The 19371-nt window shown below is 68.7% G+C and carries 15 protein-coding genes; 6 read left to right on the plus strand and 9 right to left on the minus strand.

Annotated features, from left to right (window positions below; translation table 11 throughout):
- Positions 1-520 precede the first annotated feature (520 nt).
- Complete coding sequence (locus ACFP3H_RS24375) at positions 521-1210, plus strand: TNT domain-containing protein (protein ID WP_378609437.1); 690 nt, start codon at positions 521-523, stop codon at positions 1208-1210.
- 12 nt (positions 1211-1222) lie between these two features.
- Positions 1223-1459, plus strand: coding sequence for a hypothetical protein (locus ACFP3H_RS24380; protein ID WP_378609438.1), 237 nt, complete (start codon positions 1223-1225; stop codon positions 1457-1459).
- A gap of 56 nt (positions 1460-1515) precedes the next feature.
- On the opposite strand, the gene purH is transcribed toward ACFP3H_RS24380, so the two are convergent.
- From purH to sucC, 6 genes are all read right to left on the minus strand, one after another.
- Entirely contained in the window at positions 1516-3081 is a 1566-nt protein-coding gene (gene purH, locus ACFP3H_RS24385) for a bifunctional phosphoribosylaminoimidazolecarboxamide formyltransferase/IMP cyclohydrolase (protein WP_378609440.1), read from the minus strand.
- Complete coding sequence (gene purN, locus ACFP3H_RS24390) at positions 3074-3733, minus strand: phosphoribosylglycinamide formyltransferase (protein ID WP_378609590.1); 660 nt, start codon at positions 3731-3733, stop codon at positions 3074-3076. Before purN ends, purH begins: the two co-directional genes overlap by 8 nt.
- Before the next feature lie 57 nt (positions 3734-3790).
- The gene (locus ACFP3H_RS24395) at positions 3791-5281 is read right to left on the minus strand and encodes a cell division protein PerM (protein ID WP_378609441.1); all 1491 of its coding nucleotides are present in this window, start codon (positions 5279-5281) and stop codon (positions 3791-3793) included.
- A 118-nt stretch (positions 5282-5399) separates the two neighbouring features.
- Positions 5400-6464, minus strand: a complete 1065-nt coding sequence (locus ACFP3H_RS24400; protein WP_378609443.1) for a DUF5336 domain-containing protein — start codon at positions 6462-6464, stop codon at positions 5400-5402.
- 205 nt (positions 6465-6669) lie between these two features.
- Positions 6670-7587: a succinate--CoA ligase subunit alpha gene (gene sucD / locus ACFP3H_RS24405; RefSeq protein ID WP_056814017.1), complete on the minus strand. Its 918-nt coding sequence runs from the start codon at positions 7585-7587 to the stop codon at positions 6670-6672.
- A gap of 11 nt (positions 7588-7598) precedes the next feature.
- Positions 7599-8768, minus strand: coding sequence for an ADP-forming succinate--CoA ligase subunit beta (gene sucC, locus ACFP3H_RS24410; protein WP_378609445.1), 1170 nt, complete (start codon positions 8766-8768; stop codon positions 7599-7601).
- A 480-nt stretch (positions 8769-9248) separates the two neighbouring features.
- On the opposite strand from sucC, the gene ACFP3H_RS24415 reads away from it, so the two are divergent.
- The gene (locus ACFP3H_RS24415; RefSeq protein WP_378609446.1) at positions 9249-10256 is read left to right on the plus strand and encodes a M23 family metallopeptidase; all 1008 of its coding nucleotides are present in this window, start codon (positions 9249-9251) and stop codon (positions 10254-10256) included.
- 61 nt (positions 10257-10317) lie between these two features.
- Positions 10318-11697 (plus strand): DUF1731 domain-containing protein, encoded by a 1380-nt coding sequence (locus tag ACFP3H_RS24420; protein WP_378609448.1) that lies wholly within the window; start codon positions 10318-10320, stop codon positions 11695-11697.
- A 9-nt stretch (positions 11698-11706) separates the two neighbouring features.
- Here ACFP3H_RS24420 and ACFP3H_RS24425 read toward each other — a convergent pair whose 3' ends face one another.
- On the minus strand, positions 11707-14286 hold the full coding sequence (locus tag ACFP3H_RS24425) for a UvrD-helicase domain-containing protein (RefSeq protein WP_378609449.1): 2580 nt from the start codon (positions 14284-14286) through the stop codon (positions 11707-11709).
- A 380-nt stretch (positions 14287-14666) separates the two neighbouring features.
- On the opposite strand from ACFP3H_RS24425, the gene ACFP3H_RS24430 reads away from it, so the two are divergent.
- Entirely contained in the window at positions 14667-14960 is a 294-nt protein-coding gene (locus ACFP3H_RS24430) for a chorismate mutase (RefSeq protein WP_056816138.1), read from the plus strand.
- Between the two features lie 103 nt (positions 14961-15063).
- Here ACFP3H_RS24430 and ACFP3H_RS24435 read toward each other — a convergent pair whose 3' ends face one another.
- On the minus strand, positions 15064-16521 hold the full coding sequence (locus tag ACFP3H_RS24435; protein WP_378609450.1) for an NAD-dependent succinate-semialdehyde dehydrogenase: 1458 nt from the start codon (positions 16519-16521) through the stop codon (positions 15064-15066).
- Between the two features lie 520 nt (positions 16522-17041).
- Between ACFP3H_RS24435 and pgi the strand changes: the two genes are divergently transcribed.
- Positions 17042-18682, plus strand: a complete 1641-nt coding sequence (gene pgi / locus ACFP3H_RS24440) for a glucose-6-phosphate isomerase (protein ID WP_378609451.1) — start codon at positions 17042-17044, stop codon at positions 18680-18682.
- Here the strand turns inward: pgi and ACFP3H_RS24445 are convergent.
- A complete protein-coding gene (locus ACFP3H_RS24445; RefSeq protein ID WP_378609452.1) occupies positions 18651-19217 on the minus strand; it encodes a potassium channel family protein in 567 nt (188 codons plus the stop codon). The two genes, pgi and ACFP3H_RS24445, sit on opposite strands and share 32 nt — an antisense overlap.
- Positions 19218-19371: the final 154 nt, after the last annotated feature.

Here is a 19371-nt window from a genome sequence, read left to right on the forward strand (position 1 = left end):
TGCAGAGCATCCAAATAGCCGACGCCGGTCGTAAGCCACGCCCCCGCGTCCACGCCGAATGTAGTCCTCCCAGAGCGACAATGGGGTACTTACGCGCATGGTTCGCGGAAAGTTCACTGTGGGATGGATCGCGTTTAGAATGCGCGCCGAACGTGATATATCCGCGCCCGCAAGGCGATCCGGCCGATCCGGGCCGCGCCCCCACCCCGCGAATACCCTACCCCGGGCCGAATACCAGTCGATACCACTGCGTACCAACGGAATCCGTGGACACCGGCGTCTGTGAACCGGAGGCGCCGGCGCCCCATCGAACCGACATTCACCTCCGCGATGCGGTCGGGCGCGGACGGGATCGACGGGAGTGCGCGGTGATAGCTCGCCGCCGCGGCCCGACACGCTGACCCCCGCGCACCCGACTCGCCGACGACGACCGGCACGCGGCCACGATAGCCACTGTTGTACTGCGACAACATGATCCAATGAGCGCCCTGCGCTTGCACCCTCTCGAGGAGTTGACTGGATGCGTTCGAAATCGCTCGTTGCTACCCTCGCTACCGTCGTGGCGCTGCTCGCCGGCTCGCCCGCGGTCGGCTACGCCCAACCCGGTTCATCGGGCTCGTCGGCCCCCGGTTCGCCCTGCGTCCCCGGCACCCCCGACCTCGCCCCCGCGACCACCACGTTCTACGACGCCGACCGGCAGTACCTCGGCCCCGAACCGCTGCCCGCCCAGGCACCGGTCGGCCCCCTGCTGCCCGGCTACCAGCGTTTCGGTGCCATGTCGGCCGACGAGTTCGTCGCGAAGTACCGCACCGACCAGGGCTGGTGGATCTACCCGCCCGCCGACGGTTTCGTGACCGTCGCCGGTCAGCCGGTGCGGTACCAGGACTCCCTCGACCCCGGCGAACGCCTCGACCGCTTCGGCTACGCCGGTGGCGCCTTCCTCGCCCCCAAGGGCGACTCCTTCGCCGCGCGAGCGCTGCCCCCGCAGAACCTCAACACCCCGGCGGGCACGCCGCTGAGCAACTACCACCAGTACTGCGTCATGAAGACCTTCCGGGTGGACGCGGGCCCCATCGCCGCCTGGTTCGAGCAGCCCGGCGGGGGCACCCAGTACAAACTGGAATCGAGCTACCTGCCCGAAGCCGGTCAGACCCTGAGCGTCACCTGGCTGCTGGACAACGGCTACCTCGTCGAAGAACGACCGGCCTGACCGAAGGACCCCATGAATCGCCGTGAACTCAGCACCGCCCTCACCGACGCGGGCCTGCCGCCCGACTCGTTCCGGATCGAGGGCGTGCACGAGACCGACCCCGTCCCCACCGACTTCTGGTTCCTCCGCGACTCCGACAATGGTTGGGAGGTCGGCTCTTTCGAGCGGGGCACCTTCGACGTCCGCGCACGCTTCGACACCGAGTCGGCGGCGGCGGACTGGATGTTGAGCACCCTCACCGGCCGCTGACGACAACGGGTGCCGCACCGGGACTCGGTGCGGCACCCGTTGGGGCACAGACGAACTCAGTGCGCGAAGTGGCGCGCCCCGGTCAGGTAGAGGGTCACGCCCGCTTCCTTGCACAGCTCCACGGTGTCCTTGTCGCGGATCGAACCGCCCGGGTGCACGATCGCGCGCACCCCGGCGGCCACCAGGATCTCGGGACCGTCGGAGAACGGGAAGAACGCGTCGGAGGCGGCGACCGCGCCCTTGGCCCGCTCCCCCGCGCGCTCGACGGCGAGCTTGCACGAATCCACGCGGTTGACCTGGCCCATGCCGACACCGACCGCGGCGCCGTCCTCGGCCAGCAGGATCGCGTTCGACTTCACCGCACGGCAAGCGCGCCAAGCGAATTCGAGATCGGCCAGGGTGGTGGCGTCGGCCGGATCGCCCGCGGCGAGGGTCCAGTTGGCCGGATCGTCACCGGCGGCGTCGAGCACGTCGCGATCCTGCAGCAGCGCACCGCCGCTGATCGGACGCAGCTCCACACCCTTGCGCTGCGGCGGCTCGGCCACCAGCACGCGCACATTCTTCTTGCGCTGCAACACTTCCACCGCACCGGGCGCGTACCCGGGCGCGATGATCACCTCGGTGAAGATCTCGGCGACCTGCTCGGCCATCTCGACGCTGACCTCACGGTTGGCCGCGATCACGCCGCCGTAGGCGCTGACCGGGTCGGTGGCGTGCGCCTTGCGGTGCGCCTCGGCGATATCGGCGCCGACGGCGATGCCGCACGGGTTGGCGTGCTTGATCACCGCGACGGCGGGCTCGTCGAAGTCGAACGCGGCACGCCAGGCGGCGTCACCGTCGGTGTAGTTGTTGTACGACATCTCCTTGCCGTGCAACTGCTTCGCCTGTGCGATGCCGACCGTGCCGTCGTTGCTGGTGTACAGCGCGGCGGCCTGGTGCGGGTTCTCGCCGTAGCGCAGCACCGCGGACCGCTCCCACGAACCGGCGACCCAGCCCGGGAACTGCTCGGTCTCCTCGGCGACGGCGGGCACGGCCACCGACCCCATCCAGCTCGCCACGGCCACGTCGTAGCTCGCGGTGTGCTGGAACGCCTTGGCGGCCAACGCGGTCCGCTCGGCGAGGGTGAACCCGCCGGACTTCACCGCGGCGAGCACGTCGTCGTAATCGGTGACGTCGACGACCACGCCCACCGACGGGTGGTTCTTCGCGGCGGCGCGCACCATCGACGGGCCGCCGATGTCGATCTGCTCGACGCACTCGTCCACGCTCGCGCCGCTGGCCACGGTCTGGGTGAACGGGTACAGGTTCACCACCACCAGCTGGAACGCCTCCACGCCCAGCTCCACGAGCTGATCGACGTGCTCGGCGCGGCGGGTGTCGGCCAGGATGCCGGCGTGCACGCGGGGGTGCAGCGTCTTGACACGGCCGTCGAGGGTCTCGGGGAACCCGGTCAGGTCCTCCACCTTGGTGACCGGGATGCCGGCCTCGGCGATCTTGCCCGCGGTCGACCCGGTCGACACCAGCTCCACACCGGCGGCGTGCAGGCCGGTGGCGAGCTCGATCAGCCCGGTCTTGTCGTAGACGCTCACCAGCGCCCTCTGGATCGGCTTACGTTCACTCACCGGCGTGCTCGCTCACTGGTATCTCTGCCTTTCGTCCGTCGGAGACAATGCCTCGGGTGGCGACGGCGGCGATGACCTCCGCCAGCAACCGTCGCTCGACAACCTTGATGCGCTCCTGCAGCGTGTCCTCGTCGTCGCCGGGTGCCACGGCGACCGCTTCCTGCGCGAGGATCGGGCCGGTGTCGACACCCGCGTCGACCAGGTGCACCGTGGTCCCGGTGACCTTCACGCCGTAGGCGAGCGCGTCACGCACCCCGTGCGCGCCGGGAAACGACGGCAGCAGCGCGGGATGGGTGTTGATGAGGCGGCCACCGAAGCGTTCCATGAACGCGGGGCCGAGGATCTTCATGAAGCCGGCCAGGACGACCAGATCGGGCTGGTGGGCGTCGACGGCCTCGGTGAGGGCGACGTTCCAGGCTTCGCGATCGGGGAAGTCCGTCAGCGCCACCTGGAAGTGCGCGACCCCGGCGGCGTCGGCGTGCGCGGTGGCCTGGCAGTCGCGGTCGACGCCGACGGCGACGATCTTCGCCGGATAACCGGGCTCGCGCGCGGCGGCCAGCAGGGCGTTGAGCAGCGAGCCCGTGCCCGAGGCCAGAACGACGACGGTGGCCGGTGTTCTGGCGGGCTTCCACGGGGCAAACGAGGACGTCAGCGCTCTACTCCTGCGTGTGGTCGGGCGGCGGCGATGGCGACTTGCGCCGGGTCGAGCTTAGCGACCGGGGGTCTTGTCCCCGTCCGGCAGGTCCGACTCGACCACTTCCACATCGACGATCTCGTCGGTGGGCTCGGTGTCCGAACCCGCCGCGGCGACGCTCACCTCGAGGTCGTCGTCGAGGTCGGTGACCAGTTCGGCGTCGACTTCGACTGCGGCGTCGTGATATTCGACGGGGTCGTCGGCGTAGTCGTCGTGCTCGTCGGTGTCGTCGTAGTAGTCGTCGTCCTCGTAGTCGTCGGTGTCGTACTCGTCGTAGTCCTCGGCGTGTCCGGCCAGGAAGCGCCGGGCGAAGACCATGCCGACGAAACCGCCGAAGCCCAACCAGGTGACCATCAGGACGACCAGCATCAGCAGGTCCACCCCGACCCACCCGACCGCGCCGAGCTGACCGCTGCCGAGGATCGCCAGTATCAGGAACGTGAACGTGGACAGCGCCGCGCAGGTGAGCGTCGCCCACGGCGCGCCGGGCCGGTCGTCGCTGGTGCGTCCGAGTTCGATCCCGGCCAGCACCCCGACGGCCAGCGGCACCAGCAGCAGCACCGACCACCACGGCGACGCGGGCCCCTGCGGCACCGGGATCAGCGCGGGCAGCACGGGCATGTGCCCGCCGGTCACCCCGAACAGGCCCACCGAGCCCGCCCCGAACAGCACCGTTGCGCCGCTGAGGATTCCGGCCGCGCCGATCACCACATTGGGCAGGTAGAGCAGCGAGAGCAGGGTCATCCCGATCACGTCGGTGGGATCGTGGGCCTGCTGGTAGGCGCCGTCGAGGCGCGAGAGCTGGGCGAAGAAGGCGATCACGGTGGCCAGCGCCGCGCACCCGAGCATCCGCAGCACGGTCCGGCGCGCGGCGCGAGCGCCCAGCACCGCCCATTCCGGGATCTCGATCGGCACGAGCGCGCACAGCGAACCCCACGCCCGACTGCTGATGCCTGCGGCGGCCGCGCCGAGGTAGAGCACGAGCACCCAGCCGAATGCCGCGATCGGGCCGGGTGTTTCGAGGGGGGTGACGCCCGCGGCGTCACCGGTGACGGCCAGACAGACCGCGGTCATCAGCAGTGGTCCGGCCAGCACGGCACCGACCAACCAGCCCAGCTCGATCGAGGTGGGGCGTTTCGGGACGGCGCGGGCGCATTCGCGGGCGGCCAGCCAGACCAGCACGGCCGTGGGCACGAGCGGGAGCAGCCCGAGGGTGGTGCGGCCGACGGTGAGCGGAACCTGGTGCGCGGCGAGCCAGGTCGCGGCGACGGCGGCGGGCGCGCTGGTGAGATCGGTGCCGGTGGTGAGCATGACGAGCAGGACGAGCACCACCGTCGCCGCCAGGGCGGTGATCGTCGGCCGGGCCGCGACCAACAGCAGGGTCCGCGCGCGCTCGGGCGAGGGCGCCCACCACCCGGGTTCACGCCCGGACGGCGGTGCGGTGGCGGTCTCCCCGGTGCCGCCCGACCCGGGGGTCCGGCGCACGAGGGAGTTACGGGAGCTCATGACAATTCAGCGTGGCAGCTCGCGCGGCGGGCACGGGTCAGGCGCGCCGCGAGCCCACAGGCACACCTGTGGGCTCGCGATCGACCCGAACGGCCATCCGGCAGCATGGCCGACTTTCCTACTTGGTGTCTTCGTTGGGCCGGAACGCGGTGGTGGCGTCGGCCGCGGGATCGGCGGTCTGCTCGCCGCCGAACGGCTGCGGCTGCCCCGGCGAGGACGGCTGGGCACCGTAGGTGGGCGCGCCGAAGGGCTGACCCTGCTGTCCACCGAAGTGCTGCGTCGCGCTCTCGTCGGGACGCGGCTGCGCCTGCGGCGCCGAACCGTACGGGGACGCCTGCTGCTGCGGCGCGCCGTACTGCTGCCCGTAGGGCTGACCGGGCTGCTGGCCGTAGCCGGGCTGCGCGGGCGCACCGTAGGAAGGCTGCTGCGCCTGCGGGATCGACGGCGAACTCTGCTGGCCGTAGGGCGAGGGCGACTGCGTCGGGTACTGCCCGCCGGTCTGCGGCTGGCCGTAACCGGGCTGCTGACCGTAGGACTGCGGACCGGTGCCCTGGCCGTAACCGGGCTGCTGGCCGTAACCCTGCTGACCCTGCGGTCCGCCGAACTGGCCGTACTGGTTCGACTGCTGTTGCGGCTGAGCCGGTTTCGGCGCGGGAGCCTTGATGATGCCGAGCGAGAACAGCAGCGCCACGATCGCGGTGGCCGCGGTGGCGAAGGCGAAGAACAGCACCAGGTAGGCGCCGAACTGCAATTCGGCCTCGTCGGGCGTGGCGAGGAACGCCGTGATGGTGACGGTGATGAAACCGACCAGCGCGGTCGCGGCGGCCGCGCCGAGCAGATCCTGCTTGGGCAGCAACGAAACCCCGGCGAACAGGCCGGCCAACAGGACGAGTCCGGCGATAGCCGCGCCGCCGGTCCAATCGAAGAGGCTGAAGTCGATCCCCTCGCCCACGGTGGTGCTACCGATGGTGACCGGTTCGGAACCGATGAACGGCGCGAAGCCGAGCAGGAATGTCAGCACCCCGAGCCCGGCGGTGGCCGCGGTCAGAATGAACGGCAGCCCTTTGCCTTCGGTGCCCGGCGTGGTCGATGGCGCGGCCGCGGCGGCTCCGGTGGTGGGGCCTTGCGGTGCGGCGGGCGGCACGGGTGCGTTGTACCCGGAGCCCCCGGACGGGTATGACATGTCTCGTCGTCTCCTTGTCGAGTCGTGCGCATCGGTCGCGTCGATCTGACTGGCGCGGTGATCCGATACCTGACGCTACTGCACGCCACGTCCCCGGTCATCACCAACCGATCGCCCTGTGGATAAACCACGACCTGTGGATAAATCGACGAAAGCCGCCCAGGCAGAACCTGAAAGCGGCTTTCGACGGTGTCAAAGGGTGCGATCACGCGGAAGCGATGGACGCCTTCTCGAGAATCTCGCGGGCCAGCGCGGCGGTCGCGGACGGCGTCTTGCCGACCTTCACGCCCGCGGCTTCCAGCGCGTCCTGCTTGGCCTGCGCGGTACCGCCGCCGGAGGAGACGATGGCGCCGGCGTGGCCCATGGTCTTGCCCTCGGGCGCGGTGAAACCGGCGACGTAGCCGACGACCGGCTTGGTCACGTTGGCCTTGATGTAGGCCGCCGCGCGCTCCTCGGCGTCGCCGCCGATCTCGCCGATCATGACGATGATCTTGGTCTCGGGGTCCTTCTCGAACGCCTCGATGGCGTCGATGTGGGTGGTGCCGATGACCGGGTCGCCGCCGATGCCGATCGCGGTCGAGAAACCGAAATCGCGCAGCTCGTACATCATCTGGTAGGTCAGGGTGCCCGACTTCGACACCAGGCCGATCGGGCCCTTGCCGGTGATGTTGTTCGGGGTGATGCCGACCAGCGCCTCGCCGGGGGTGATGATGCCGGGGCAGTTCGGGCCGATGATGCGGGTCTTCTCGCCCTTTTCGACGTTGTAGGCCCACGCGTAGGCGGAGTCCTGCACCGGGATGCCCTCGGTAATGACCACGAGCAGCGGGATCTCCGCGTCGATGGCCTCGATGATGGCGTCCTTGGAGAAGGCGGGCGGCACGAACGCGATGGAGGTGTCGGCGCCGGTCTTCTCGATCGCCTCGGCGACGGAGGCGAACACGGGCAGCTCGATCTCGTTGCCGTCTTTGTCCGTGTGCTTGACCGTGGTGCCGGCCTTGCGCGCGTTGACGCCGCCGACGACGTTGGTGCCCGCCTTCAGCATCAGCGCGGTGTGCTTGGTGCCCTCGCCGCCGGTGATGCCCTGGACGATGACCTTGTTGTCCTTGTTCAGGAAGATGGACATGTTCGCGTTCCTTACTTGGCGCTGAAGGCGAGTTCGGCGGCCTTGTCGGCGCCCTCGTCCATGGTCTGGGCCAGCGTCACCAGCGGGTGGTTGGCCTCGGCGAGGATGCGACGACCCTCTTCGACATTGTTGCCGTCCAGACGAACGACCAGCGGCTTGGTGGCCGCGGCACCGAGCACCTCGAGGGCGCCGACGATGCCGTTGGCGACCGCGTCACAGGCGGTGATGCCACCGAAGACGTTCACGAAAACACTCTTGACCTGCGCGTCGCCCAGGATCACGTCCAGGCCGGCGGCCATCACCGAAGCCGAAGCGCCGCCGCCGATGTCGAGGAAGTTGGCGGGCTTGACGCCGCCGTGGTTCTCGCCCGCGTAGGCGACGACGTCCAGGGTCGACATGACCAGACCGGCGCCGTTGCCGATGATGCCGACCTCACCGTCGAGCTTGACGTAGTTGAGGTCGTTCTCCTTGGCCTTGAGCTCGAGCGGGTCGGTCGCGTCGACGTCGGCGAACTCGATGTGGTCGGGATGCCGGTACTCGGCGTTCTCGTCCAGGGTGACCTTGCCGTCCAGCGCCAGGATCTCGTCGTTGGGGGTGCGCACCAGCGGGTTGACCTCGACCAGGGTGGTGTCCTCGTTGACGAAGACCTCCCACAGCTTCTGGATGGTCACGGCCGCGGCGTCGAGCACGTCGGCGGGCAGGTGGCCCTGCTCGGCGATCTGACGGGCGAAGGCCAGGTCGACACCGGTGACGGCGTCGACGGGGATCTTGGCGAGGCGCTCGGGAGTCTTCTCGGCGACCTCTTCGATCTCCATGCCGCCCTCGACCGAACACATGGCCAGGTAGGTGCGGTTGGAACGATCGAGCAGGAAGGAGATGTAGTACTCCTCCGCGATGTCCTTGGCCTCGGCGACCAGGAGCTTCTTGACGATGTGGCCCTTGATGTCGAGGCCGAGGATGTTCTGCGCGTGGGTGAACGCGTCTTCGGGGGTGGCCGCGTACTTCACGCCGCCGGCCTTGCCGCGGCCGCCCACCTTGACCTGCGCCTTGACCATCACGGGCTTGCCGATTTCCTCGGCAATCGCGCGTGCTTCTTCAGCCGTGTCGCAAACACGACCCTCGGACGAAGGCACTCCGTGCTTAACGAAGAGCTCCTTCGCCTGATATTCGAAGAGATCCATGTACTCACCGTCTCGTCTGCGTTGCTATGACAACGTCTTTGGTTGGCGGCCCGACTGCGGGTCGGATCGGACTGTAGCTAGTCACGGGGAGGGGTAAACGACCACGTTCATACTAAGTGGCGCAGGTCACGGCCTTTTACTCGCGGTCGGAAAAACCGCTGGCCAACGCTACTGGCGAGTAGTTTTCGGGTACTTTTCGACGCCGTGGCAGGTCGGGCCACATAAAATCGGGGCACCTCGCCATCTACTACATTATGTCGTCGACAGACCTCACCCGAGACACCCGAAAGCGGTGAGATTATGCGTCGCGTTACGGTGATGAATGTCACACAGAAGTGTAGGTTTCCGGGCAGCGCTTGCCACTCTGCAATCGCTTCGTTACCGTCAATGCGGTCGAAGTCACAACCAGGTCACGACAACCAGGTCACGACTGGCAAGTCAGGACTGAGGAGGACGACATAGCGTGAGGTACTTCATCCGATGAACCACCGCTCCACCCTTCCAGTCGATCATCGCGCCGACACCGGCCACCGTTATCGCTACGCCGACGAATACACGTCGTATCCGCAGGCCCGCGCCGCGCATCCCGCGCCCGCCTGGCCGCAGACCACCTGGTCCGACGACACGGCGTGGACCCCCGCCGAGGACGAGTGGACCGCGGACGAGTCCTACGACACCGGCACCGGTTGGGCGCCCGTCGCCGAAGAGACCACCGCCGAAGAAGCTCCCGCACCCCGCCGCGCCGAACGTCGTGGCGGCGCGCACCGCGTGCCCGCACCGCCCGCCGCACTGAAGGGCCGCGCCGCGGTCATCGCCGTGGCCGCCGGCGCCGTGGTCGCCGCGGGCCAGGCCGCGATGGCCGATCCGGGCCAACCCTCCTCCGGTCTCGATTACGAAGCCGCGGGCCAGGTTCACGAGATCGCCGCCCAGTCGATGAGCACCGCCGACGTCGCCGACCCCACCGGCACCGCCCCGCAGGTCCTCGACGCCACCACCATCGCCGACAAGACCCATTTCGACGACATCCTCGCCAAGGGCGCCAAGTTCGCCGAGGACCTCGCCGCCCAGGAATCCGCCAAGCTGCGGCCCCTGTTCGCCAAGTTCGCCGCGGGCAACTACACCTCCGGCTTCGGCGCCCGCTGGGGCGTGCAGCACCTCGGCATCGATGTCGCGGGCCCGATCGGCACCCCGATCTACGCGGTCGCCGACGGCACCGTCATCGAGGCGGGTCCCGCCTCCGGTTTCGGCATGTGGGTCCGCATCCTCCACGACGACGGCACCGTCACCATCTACGGCCACATCGACACCGCCACCGTCGGCCAGGGCGAGCGCGTGCTCGCCGGCGACCAGATCGCCACCATGGGCAACCGCGGCTTCTCCACCGGCCCGCACGTCCACTTCGAGGTCTGGCTCAACGGCACCGACAAGATCGACCCGGTCCCGTGGCTCGCCACCCGCGGCATCAGCCTGGGCTCCCAACGGGATTGATGCTCGTCGCGTGACCAGCGGCACGCTTCCGCTCCCTCCGGTACGGGGTTAGCGTGGCGGGATGGCTGGTACGACGAAGTACACGCAATTTATCGGGCTCGCACCGGAATCGGTGTGGGGGGTGCTCGGAGATCTCGAGCGGTGGCCGCAGTGGAATCCCCTGGTCGAGTCGGTGCGGATGCACTCGGCGACCGCTGTGGGTGCCACGGGGGAATACCTGCCCAACGGGAAGGTCTCGGCGCTGCTGCACGGGCGGTTCGGAAAGCCGTTCACCGTCACCACTTTCGAGCCGAATCGCGAGCTCGCCATCGAACAGCCCGAACCCGCGGGCACCATGCACCTGCGCTGGCGGCTGACGCCCCGCGACGGTGGCACCGAGATCACCCAGGAGCTGCGGTTCACCGGCCCCTCCGCCGCCGCGTCGCGCGCGGCCGTTCGTCCCTTCATCGAAACCGATGCGCGCGTGAACTTCTCGCGCCTGGCCCGGCTGGCGGGGATCGCCCCCGCCGATGACGCGCTGAATGTCGTCATCGCGGGCGGCTCCGGCGCCCTCGGCCTGCAGATCGCCGCCGACCTCACCTGCCGAGGCCGGCGCGTTACCCTGCTCACGCGCCGCCGGAACCCGAATCTGCCCTTCCGCCAGACCGAATGGGACGGCCGCTCGGTCGGGGCGTGGTCGGCCGAACTGCGCGAACCCGGCCGCATCGCGGTCGTCAATCTCGCGGGCAAGCTGGTCGACTGTCGACCGACCGAACGCAATATCGCCGAATTGCGCAGCAGCCGAGTCGATTCCACCACCGCCCTGGTCGCCGCCGCCCGGCTGCGCGACACCCCGGTCGACTACTGGGTCCAGGCAAGCACCACCGCCATCTGGTCCGACGCGGGCGAAACCCGCTGCACCGAAACAACTCCCCTGCCCGAGGGTCTGCCCCAGATGACCGGCGTCGCCAAGCCGTGGGAGGAAGCCTTCGACCCCGCCGTCGCCGCGCACTGGACCGTCCTGCGCACCTCCATCGTCCTCGACCCCGACGCCCCCGCCCTCAAACGCCTCGCCCAGCTCACCAAGGCGGGCCTCGGTGGCCGCGTCTGCCCCGGCGATCAGTGGTTCAGTTGGATCCACATCGAGGACTGGCTGGCCATCGTCCGCGCCACCCTCGGCCTCGACCCCACCGTCACCCTCCCCGACGGCATCCTCGTGGCCGCCACCGAATTCCCGGTCCGCAATACCGAACTCATGTCCACCCTCCGCCGCACCCTGCACCGGCCTCCGGCCCCGCCCACCCCGAAGGCCGTCCTCGCCGTCGGCGCCGTGGTCCTGCGCACCGACCCCGCCCTCGGCCTCACCGGCCGCCACGCCACCTCCGAAGTCCTCCACACAGCAGGCTTCCCCTTCCGCTACCCCACCCTCGACGAAGCCCTCACCGACCTACTACCCGGCTGAGCAGCCCCCTCACAACTTCACGATGGTCCGGCTGAACTGTGGGATCAGCCGGATCTTCCCCGCTGACCCGAAGTCGATGGTCACCGTGGCCAACGGTCCGACCCCATCAGCGGCGACGACGCGCCCCAAGCCGTACTTGTCGTCGGTGACCCGATCCCCCACCGCCAGAACGAGTTCGGTGTTGTTGCGCTTGACCGGTCCACCCGGCGCGGGCCGACGCTCACCGGAGCCCCCGCGTACCCCGGGGCGCTGATCCCAGCCGCTCCCGCTGGTCCAGTCCCGCTCGAAGCCGCTGTCCTCGCGTCGACGCCCCCGCTGTACCGGCGACACGACCGGCTCCAACCGACGCCAGTCGAGCAGGTGCTGCGGAATCTCCTGGAGGAAGCGCGATTCCGGGTTCGACACCGGCTGTCCCCACCCGGACCGCACCACCGCGCGCGAGAGGTAGAGCCGCTGACGGGCGCGCGTGATGCCCACGTAGGCCAGGCGGCGTTCCTCGGCCAGTTCGTTCGGGTCGCCCAGCGCCCGCATGTGCGGGAACTGTCCGTCCTCCCAGCCGGTCACGAACACCACCGGGAACTCGAGCCCCTTGGCGGTGTGCAGGGTCATCATGGTGACCACGCCCGTGCCCTCGTCGGGGATCTGGTCGGTGTCGGCGACCAGCGACACCCGCTCGAGGAACGCGGCCAACGAGCCCGGTTCCGGTTCTCCGTCGCTCGCCTCGGGCACCAGGCCCTCCTCGCGGGCGGCCTCGGCGTTGTTGTACGCCTCGGAACTGAATTCGCGCGCCACGCTGACCAGTTCGTTGAGGTTGTCGAGCCGGGCGCCGTCCTGGGGGTCGTCGGAGGCTTCCAGGTCGGCGCGGTAGCCGGTGCGGTCGAGCACCGCCTCGACCACGGTGCCCACATCGGGGTAGTCGCTGTCGGGGCGCTGTCCGGCGGCCCGGATCTCGTCGAGCAGCTCGAGGAATCCAGCGATGGCGCGTTGGGCGCGCGTGTTCAGCAGCGCGACCTTGCCGTCGGCGGCGTCGCGCAGGGCCGCGGCGAACCCGATGCCGCGCTGCTCGGCGTGCACCGCCACGCACGCCTCGGCCCGGTCGCCGATGCCGCGCCGGGGCGTATTGAGAATGCGACGCACACTCACCGCGTCCTCGGGATTCTCGAGCACCCGCAGATACGCCACCACGTCGCGCACTTCCTTGCGCTCGTAGAACCGCACCCCGCCGACGACCTTGTACGGCAGGCCCATCCTGATGAAGATCTCTTCGAGCGCGCGCGAATTGTTGTTGGTGCGGTAGAACACCGCCACGTCGCCGTAGTTGGCCTCGCCCGCGTCGACGAGTCGGTCGATTTCCTTGGCGACGAAGGACGCCTCGTCGTGTTCGTTGTCGGCCACATAGCCGGTGATCAGTTCGCCCTCGCCGGAATCGGTCCACAGCTTCTTCTCGCGCCTGCCCTCGTTGCGCGCGATCACCGCGTTCGCGGCCGACAGAATGTGCTGGGTGGAGCGGTAGTTCTGTTCCAGCAGAATGGTTTCCGCGTCGGGGAAGTCGCGTTCGAATTCCTCGATATTGCGAATGGTGGCGCCACGGAACGCGTAGATCGACTGGTCGGCGTCGCCCACCACGCACAGCTCGCTCGGCTCGACCGTGTGCTCGTCGCCCTCGCTGTGATGCCCGACCAGTTCGCGGACCAGCACGTACTGGGCGTGGTTGGTGTCCTGGTACTCGTCGACGAGCACGTGCCGGAACCGGCGCCGGTAGTACTCGGCCACCTGCGGATGGTTCTGTAGCAGCGCGACCGTCTCGCCGATCAGATCGTCGAAGTCCATCGCGTTGGCCGAACGCAACCGCCGCTGATATTCGGCGTAGACCCGGGCCACCAGGGTGGGCAGTTCGGTGTCGTCGGCTTCGGCGTCGGCCGCGGCTTTTTCCGGCGAGATCAGTTCGTTCTTCAAATTGGAAATGGCGGTCGCGAGCAGCCGCGCGGTGTATTTCTTCGTGTCGATCTCGAAATCGCGGCTGATCATCGTGAGCAGTCGGCGCGAATCGTCGGCGTCGTAGATGGAGAAATTGGAATTCAGGCCGGGCAGCAGCGAGGCCTGCATCCGCAGAATGCGCACACAGCTGGAATGGAACGTGGAGACCCACATGCTGGCCGCGCGCGGGCCGACCAGCCCGGCAACGCGCTCACGCATCTCGGCGGCGGCCTTGTTGGTGAAGGTGATGGCCAAGATCTCACCGGTGCGCACGCCGCGCGCCGCCAGCAGGTAGGCGATGCGGCGGGTGAGCACGGCGGTCTTGCCCGAACCGGCGCCCGCCACGATCAGCAGCGGCGCGCCCGCGTGCATCACCGCGGCGCGCTGCTGCGGGTTGAGGCCGTCGAGTAGTCGTTCGATCTCCTCGGCGCGCTCGTGCTCGCGTTCCTGGCGCCGCTGTGCCTGGTCGGCACTGTTGCGCGCGGCCGCGGCGGCCAGGGCGGACACGCCGGATCCACCACCGTCCCGTGGCGGTTGCGCGGCGCCGGTGGGCGCGGGCGCGGAGTCGCTGGGATCGGAGGCGCGGGCTTGGGGAGCGACCGTGATATCCATCGTCTGTCCACGCTACCGGCGGCCACCGACAAGCTCCCAACGACCGCCGCCACGGTGACCGGCCGTCGACGCGCGGGCGAACCCCCGGTGAACAGCCCCAGCTCGCCTCGGCGCCCGCCTGGTGAACGTTCTCAGCGAATTCATAAACAGAACTGTTTTGCCTAACTACGGGCCCGTGGCAGACTGGGCGAGGTGGTGAGCACTTCTCCGCTTGCTCGGATCGGCCGCCGATCCGTTATCGTGGCGGAGCGCGCGACCATTGTGCGTACTCCCGGGGGGATCCAGTACCGCCCATCGGGAAAGTTTCAGGGTGACGGAACAGATCGGGTAACAGGCCGTTCGGTCCGACCGATCCAAGTTCTGACACGAGGAGATGAATGATGAGCACCCCAGCTACGACCACCGGGTCCGATTCGGCGCTGCCGCAATCCGAGGCCGAGATCGACAAGCTCCGCCTCGAGATCGATCAGCTCGATGCCACGATCCTCGCCGCGATCAAACGCCGCAGCGAGATCTCCCGGATCATCGGCCGCACCCGGATGGCCTCCGGTGGTACGCGCCTGGTCCACAGCCGGGAGATGAAGGTGCTCGAGCGTTTCAGTGAGCTCGGCCAGGAGGGTCACACCCTCGCCATGCTCCTGCTCCGGCTCGGCCGCGGCCGCCTCGGCCGCTGAGAACTTCCCCCACACCACGCGGCGGACCAGCCAGTTCGCCGCCTCCATAAAGCCGCCCCGGGTGCTACACCATCCCCGGGGCGGTTATTTTTTTTCCTCCGACTCAGGTCAGTGCGATGTATTTGGTGTTGAGGTATTCCTCGATGCCCTCGGTACCGCCCTCGCGCCCGAAGCCCGATTCCTTGACTCCGCCGAAGGGCGCGGCCGGGTCGGAGATGACGCCCCGATTCACCCCGACCATCCCGGTCTCCATCGCCTCACTGACGCGAAGGGCCCGATCGAGATCGCGGGTGAACACGTAGCTGACCAGCCCGTATTCGGTGTCGTTGGCCGCCATGACGCCTTCTTCCTCGGTGTCGAAGGCGACGATCGGCGCCACCGGCCCGAACACCTCCTCGTGCAGGATGCGGGCCTTGGGCGGCACGTCGGCCAGGATCGTGGCCGGGTAGAACCAGCCGGGCCCGTCGGGCACCTCGCCGCCGATGAGCACGCGCGCCCCGGCCGCGACCGCGTCGTCGACCAGATCGCGCACGATATCGCGCTGATCCTCGCTGACCAGTGGTCCGAGGGTGGTGGAGGGTTCGGTGCCGGGTCCGAGCACGACCGTGTCGGCCACGGCCGCGCGGAACTTCTCGGTGAACTCGGCGAGCACGCCGCGCTGGACGTAGAACCGGTTGGCCGCCGTGCACGCCTCGCCGCCGTTGCGCAGTTTGGCCTGCATCGCCCCGGTTACCGCGGCGTCGATGTCGGCGTCGTCGAACACCACGAACGGCGCGTTGCCGCCCAGTTCCATCGAGGTGCGCAGCAGCCGATTCGCCGACGCGGCGACGAGCTTCTTACCCACTTCGGTCGATCCGGTGAAGGTGAGCTTGCGCAGGCGCGGATCGTCGAGCAGCGGGCCCGTGACGGCCCCGGAACGTGCCGTGGTGACCACCGACAGCACCCCGTCGGGCAGTCCGGCCTCGCTGCACAGTTTCGCCAACGCCAGCATGGTCAGCGGGGTGGCCGAGGCCGGCTTGACGATCATCGTGCAGCCCGCCGCCAGCGCGGGCCCGATCTTGCGGGTGCCCATGGCGAGGGGGAAGTTCCACGGCGTGATCGCCAGACACGGCCCCACCGGCTGCTTGGCGACCATGATCCGCCCGGTCCCCGACGGCGCGTTCAGGTACCGCCCGTGCACCCGCACCGCTTCTTCACTGTTCCACCGGAAGAATTCGGCGCCGTAGCGCACCTCGTTGCGGCTCTCCGAGAGCGCCTTGCCCATCTCCAGGGTCATCAGCAGCGCGAATTCCTCCGCCCGCGCGGTCAACGCCTCGAACACCGCCCGCAGGATCTCGCCGCGCTCCCGCGCCGGCGTCGCCGCCCACTGCGCCCCCGCCGCCACCGCCGCGTCCAACGCCAGCATCGCGTCCTCGGGCGTAGCGTCGGCGACCTCGGCGAGCACGGATCCGTCCGCCGGATTCCGCACCGCGAAAGTCCCCCCTCCCGACGCCGCGATGGGCCCGGGACCGATCCACAATCCCTTGGGTACGAACTCGATTACCTCGCGCTGAGACACCATCCCGCCACCCTACGACCGCCACCCCCACCACACCCCGAATCCACCACCGAAGCCGACGTTTCGCGCCCACCCCACCACCACAATTGCCATATTCGTGCAACCGACCACCCAAAACCCCAAAAACCGGCCATATCAGCACGTCTCTGCACGTTTATGCCACCCCAGAAGCCCCGCCACACCCACACCTCCCAACCTCTACGCACACCCCCAACCCACGACAGCACCACCCAGCCCCACACCTCCCAACCACTACGCACACCCCCAACCCACCACGACAGCACCACCCAGCCCCGCACATCCCAACCACTACGCGCACCCCCAACCCACCACGACAACACCACCCACCCCCGCACATCCCGACCTCGAGGAGGGATCGCCGCGAAGCGGCGTAGCGGCCCGGCCGCGAGTTAGCGCCCGTTGCGTCCGCGGCGCAGCCGCCAGCAACGGGTGCTAACTCGCGGCCCCTGGGGGGCCGCGCTCGAGCGCGCCAGCGCTCCAAAAGCACAGTAGACTCCGGAGCGTGAGCAGCGACATCACCGCGTCGGCGGCCTGGCAGGCACTGCACAACAATCACCGCACCGTTGCGCCGCTACATCTGCGGCAGCTGTTCGCCGATGACCCCGCGCGCGGTCGCGAGTTGACGCTGCAGGTGGCCGATCTGCACATCGACTACAGCAAGCACCGCGTGACCCGCGAAACCTTGCGCCTGCTCATCGATCTCGCGCGCACGGCGGGTGTGCCGCAGCGTCGCGACGAGATGTACTCGGGTCAGCACATCAATACTTCCGAGGACCGCGCGGTCGGGCATATCGCCCTGCGCCTGCCGGTCGGCGATCAGCTCTGTATCGACGGCACCGACGCCGACGCCGAGGTCCACGATGTCCTGCGCCGGATGGGCGAGTTCGCCGATTCCGTGCGCTCGGGGCAGTGGCGCGGCGCGACCGGCGAACGTATCCGGACGATCGTCAATATCGGTATCGGTGGCTCGGATCTGGGCCCGGACATGGTGTATCGCGCACTGCGCCACTATGTCGACGCCGGTATCGAGGCCCGGTTCGTGTCGAATGTGGACCCGGCTGATCTGGTCGCCAAGCTCACCGGCCTCGACCCCGCGACCACCCTGTTCGTCGTCGCCTCCAAGACCTTCTCCACGCTGGAAACCCTCACCAACGCCACGGCCGCGCGCCGCTGGCTGGTGGCGGCGCTGGGCGAGGACGCCGTCGCCAAGCATTTCGTCGCGGTGTCCACCAACGCGGAACGGGTGGCGGCCTTCGGGATCGACACCGCGAACATGTTCGGTTTCTGGGATTGGGTGGGCGGCCGCTACTCGGTGGATTCGGCGATCGGCCTGTCGGTGATGATCACCATCGGCAAGGAGAAGTTCGCCCAGTTCCTCAGCGGAATGCACGCCATAGACCAGCATTTCGCCGAGGCTCCGCTCGAGCAGAACGCGCCGGTGCTGTTGGCGATGCTCGGGATCTGGTACTCGAATTTCTTCGGCGCGGAATCGCGTGCGGTGCTGCCGTATTCGAACGATATGGCCCGATTCCCCGCCTATCTGCAGCAATTGACGATGGAGTCCAACGGCAAGTCGGTGCGCGCCGACGGCACCCCGGTCACCTCCTCGACCGGTGAGATCTTCTGGGGCGAGCCGGGCACCAACGGCCAGCACGCCTTCTACCAACTCCTGCACCAGGGCACCCGGCTGATCCCGGCCGATTTCCTCGGGTTCGCCCGGTCCACCGACGATCTGCCGACCCGTGACGGCACCGGCAGCATGCAGGACATCCTGATGAGCAACCTGTTCGCGCAGTCGAAGGTGCTCGCGTTCGGCAAGAACGCCGAGGAGATCCGCGCCGAGGGCACCGACCCGGAGTTGGTGCCGCACAAGGTGATGCCGGGCAACCGGCCGAGCACCACGATCCTGGCCGCAGAGCTCACGCCCTCGTCGCTGGGTCAGCTGATCGCGCTCTACGAGCACCAGGTGTTCGTGGAGGGCGTCATCTGGGGCGTCGACAGTTTCGACCAGTGGGGTGTGGAGCTGGGCAAGCAGCAGGCGCTGGCGCTGATGCCGTTGCTCAGCGGACCGGACAAGCCTGTCTCGGTGGGTGATTCGTCGACCGACGAGCTCATCGAGTGGTATCGGGCCCACCGTCACTGAGCTCGTTCATCGCCCGGGTGGCGGCCTGGATGCGGCCGGTCACGCTGCTGGTGATGATGGCGAGCAGGGTGCCGAGCACGACGAGGTCGAACACGATCTGCACCATGGTCGCGATGCGCGCGCCCTGCCCGATCGCGTGGATGTCGCCGTAGCCGATGGTGGCGAGGGTGACCAGCGTGTAATACAGTGCGTCGGTGCGGGTTTCGAGGCCGGTGAACTGATTCGGGTGCAGTTGCTGCATGCGGTAGTAGACGAGCGCGAAGACCACGCACACGACGCACAGCACGAGCAGCACGCCGTCGATCCGCTCCCCCATCGCCGTCGGTGACCGCAGGAAGTGCTCGACCGAGACCCACACCAGCCAGGCGAGCCCCGCGACGCTGACGAAGAACCCGACGATCCCCACGACCTGCCCCGGCCACGTGTCGAGGTCGAACACCCACCCCACCGGCACGGTGTAGTAGAACAGCAGCGCGCACAGCGCCACCGCACCGTTGCGCATCGCATGCGCCGGGATTCGCCGACCTCGCGTCATCACTCCATGATTGCCCGACCGCCCCCCATTGCCCATCGCACGCGCCGAGGCGTTCCCCTTCGCCGTGGAACAAGGGGCTATCCGAACCGCGATGACGCGGCCGGGGTGCCGGGTCAGCGTTGGGCGGACCCGGTACCCGGGTGATGACGCGGGC

Source organism: Nocardia lasii (assembly GCF_042658545.1).
GTDB classification, from domain to species: Bacteria; Actinomycetota; Actinomycetes; order Mycobacteriales; family Mycobacteriaceae; genus Nocardia; species Nocardia lasii.

Bases quoted from the DNA above. Each gene is read 5' to 3' on its own strand.
- ACFP3H_RS24375 (WP_378609437.1), top strand. From the start codon at position 521: ATGCGTTCGAAATCGCTCGTTGCTACCCTCGCTACCGTCGTGGCGCTG.
- ACFP3H_RS24380 (WP_378609438.1), top strand. From the start codon at position 1,223: ATGAATCGCCGTGAACTCAGCACCGCCCTCACCGACGCGGGCCTGCCG.
- ACFP3H_RS24395 (WP_378609441.1), bottom strand. From the start codon at position 5,281: ATGAGCTCCCGTAACTCCCTCGTGCGCCGGACCCCCGGGTCGGGCGGC.
- ACFP3H_RS24400 (WP_378609443.1), bottom strand. From the start codon at position 6,464: ATGTCATACCCGTCCGGGGGCTCCGGGTACAACGCACCCGTGCCGCCC.
- sucD (WP_056814017.1), bottom strand. From the start codon at position 7,587: ATGTCCATCTTCCTGAACAAGGACAACAAGGTCATCGTCCAGGGCATC.
- sucC (WP_378609445.1), bottom strand. From the start codon at position 8,768: ATGGATCTCTTCGAATATCAGGCGAAGGAGCTCTTCGTTAAGCACGGA.
- ACFP3H_RS24415 (WP_378609446.1), top strand. From the start codon at position 9,249: ATGAACCACCGCTCCACCCTTCCAGTCGATCATCGCGCCGACACCGGC.
- ACFP3H_RS24420 (WP_378609448.1), top strand. From the start codon at position 10,318: ATGGCTGGTACGACGAAGTACACGCAATTTATCGGGCTCGCACCGGAA.
- ACFP3H_RS24425 (WP_378609449.1), bottom strand. From the start codon at position 14,286: ATGGATATCACGGTCGCTCCCCAAGCCCGCGCCTCCGATCCCAGCGAC.
- ACFP3H_RS24430 (WP_056816138.1), top strand. From the start codon at position 14,667: ATGAGCACCCCAGCTACGACCACCGGGTCCGATTCGGCGCTGCCGCAA.
- ACFP3H_RS24435 (WP_378609450.1), bottom strand. From the start codon at position 16,521: ATGGTGTCTCAGCGCGAGGTAATCGAGTTCGTACCCAAGGGATTGTGG.
- ACFP3H_RS24445 (WP_378609452.1), bottom strand. From the start codon at position 19,217: ATGACGCGAGGTCGGCGAATCCCGGCGCATGCGATGCGCAACGGTGCG.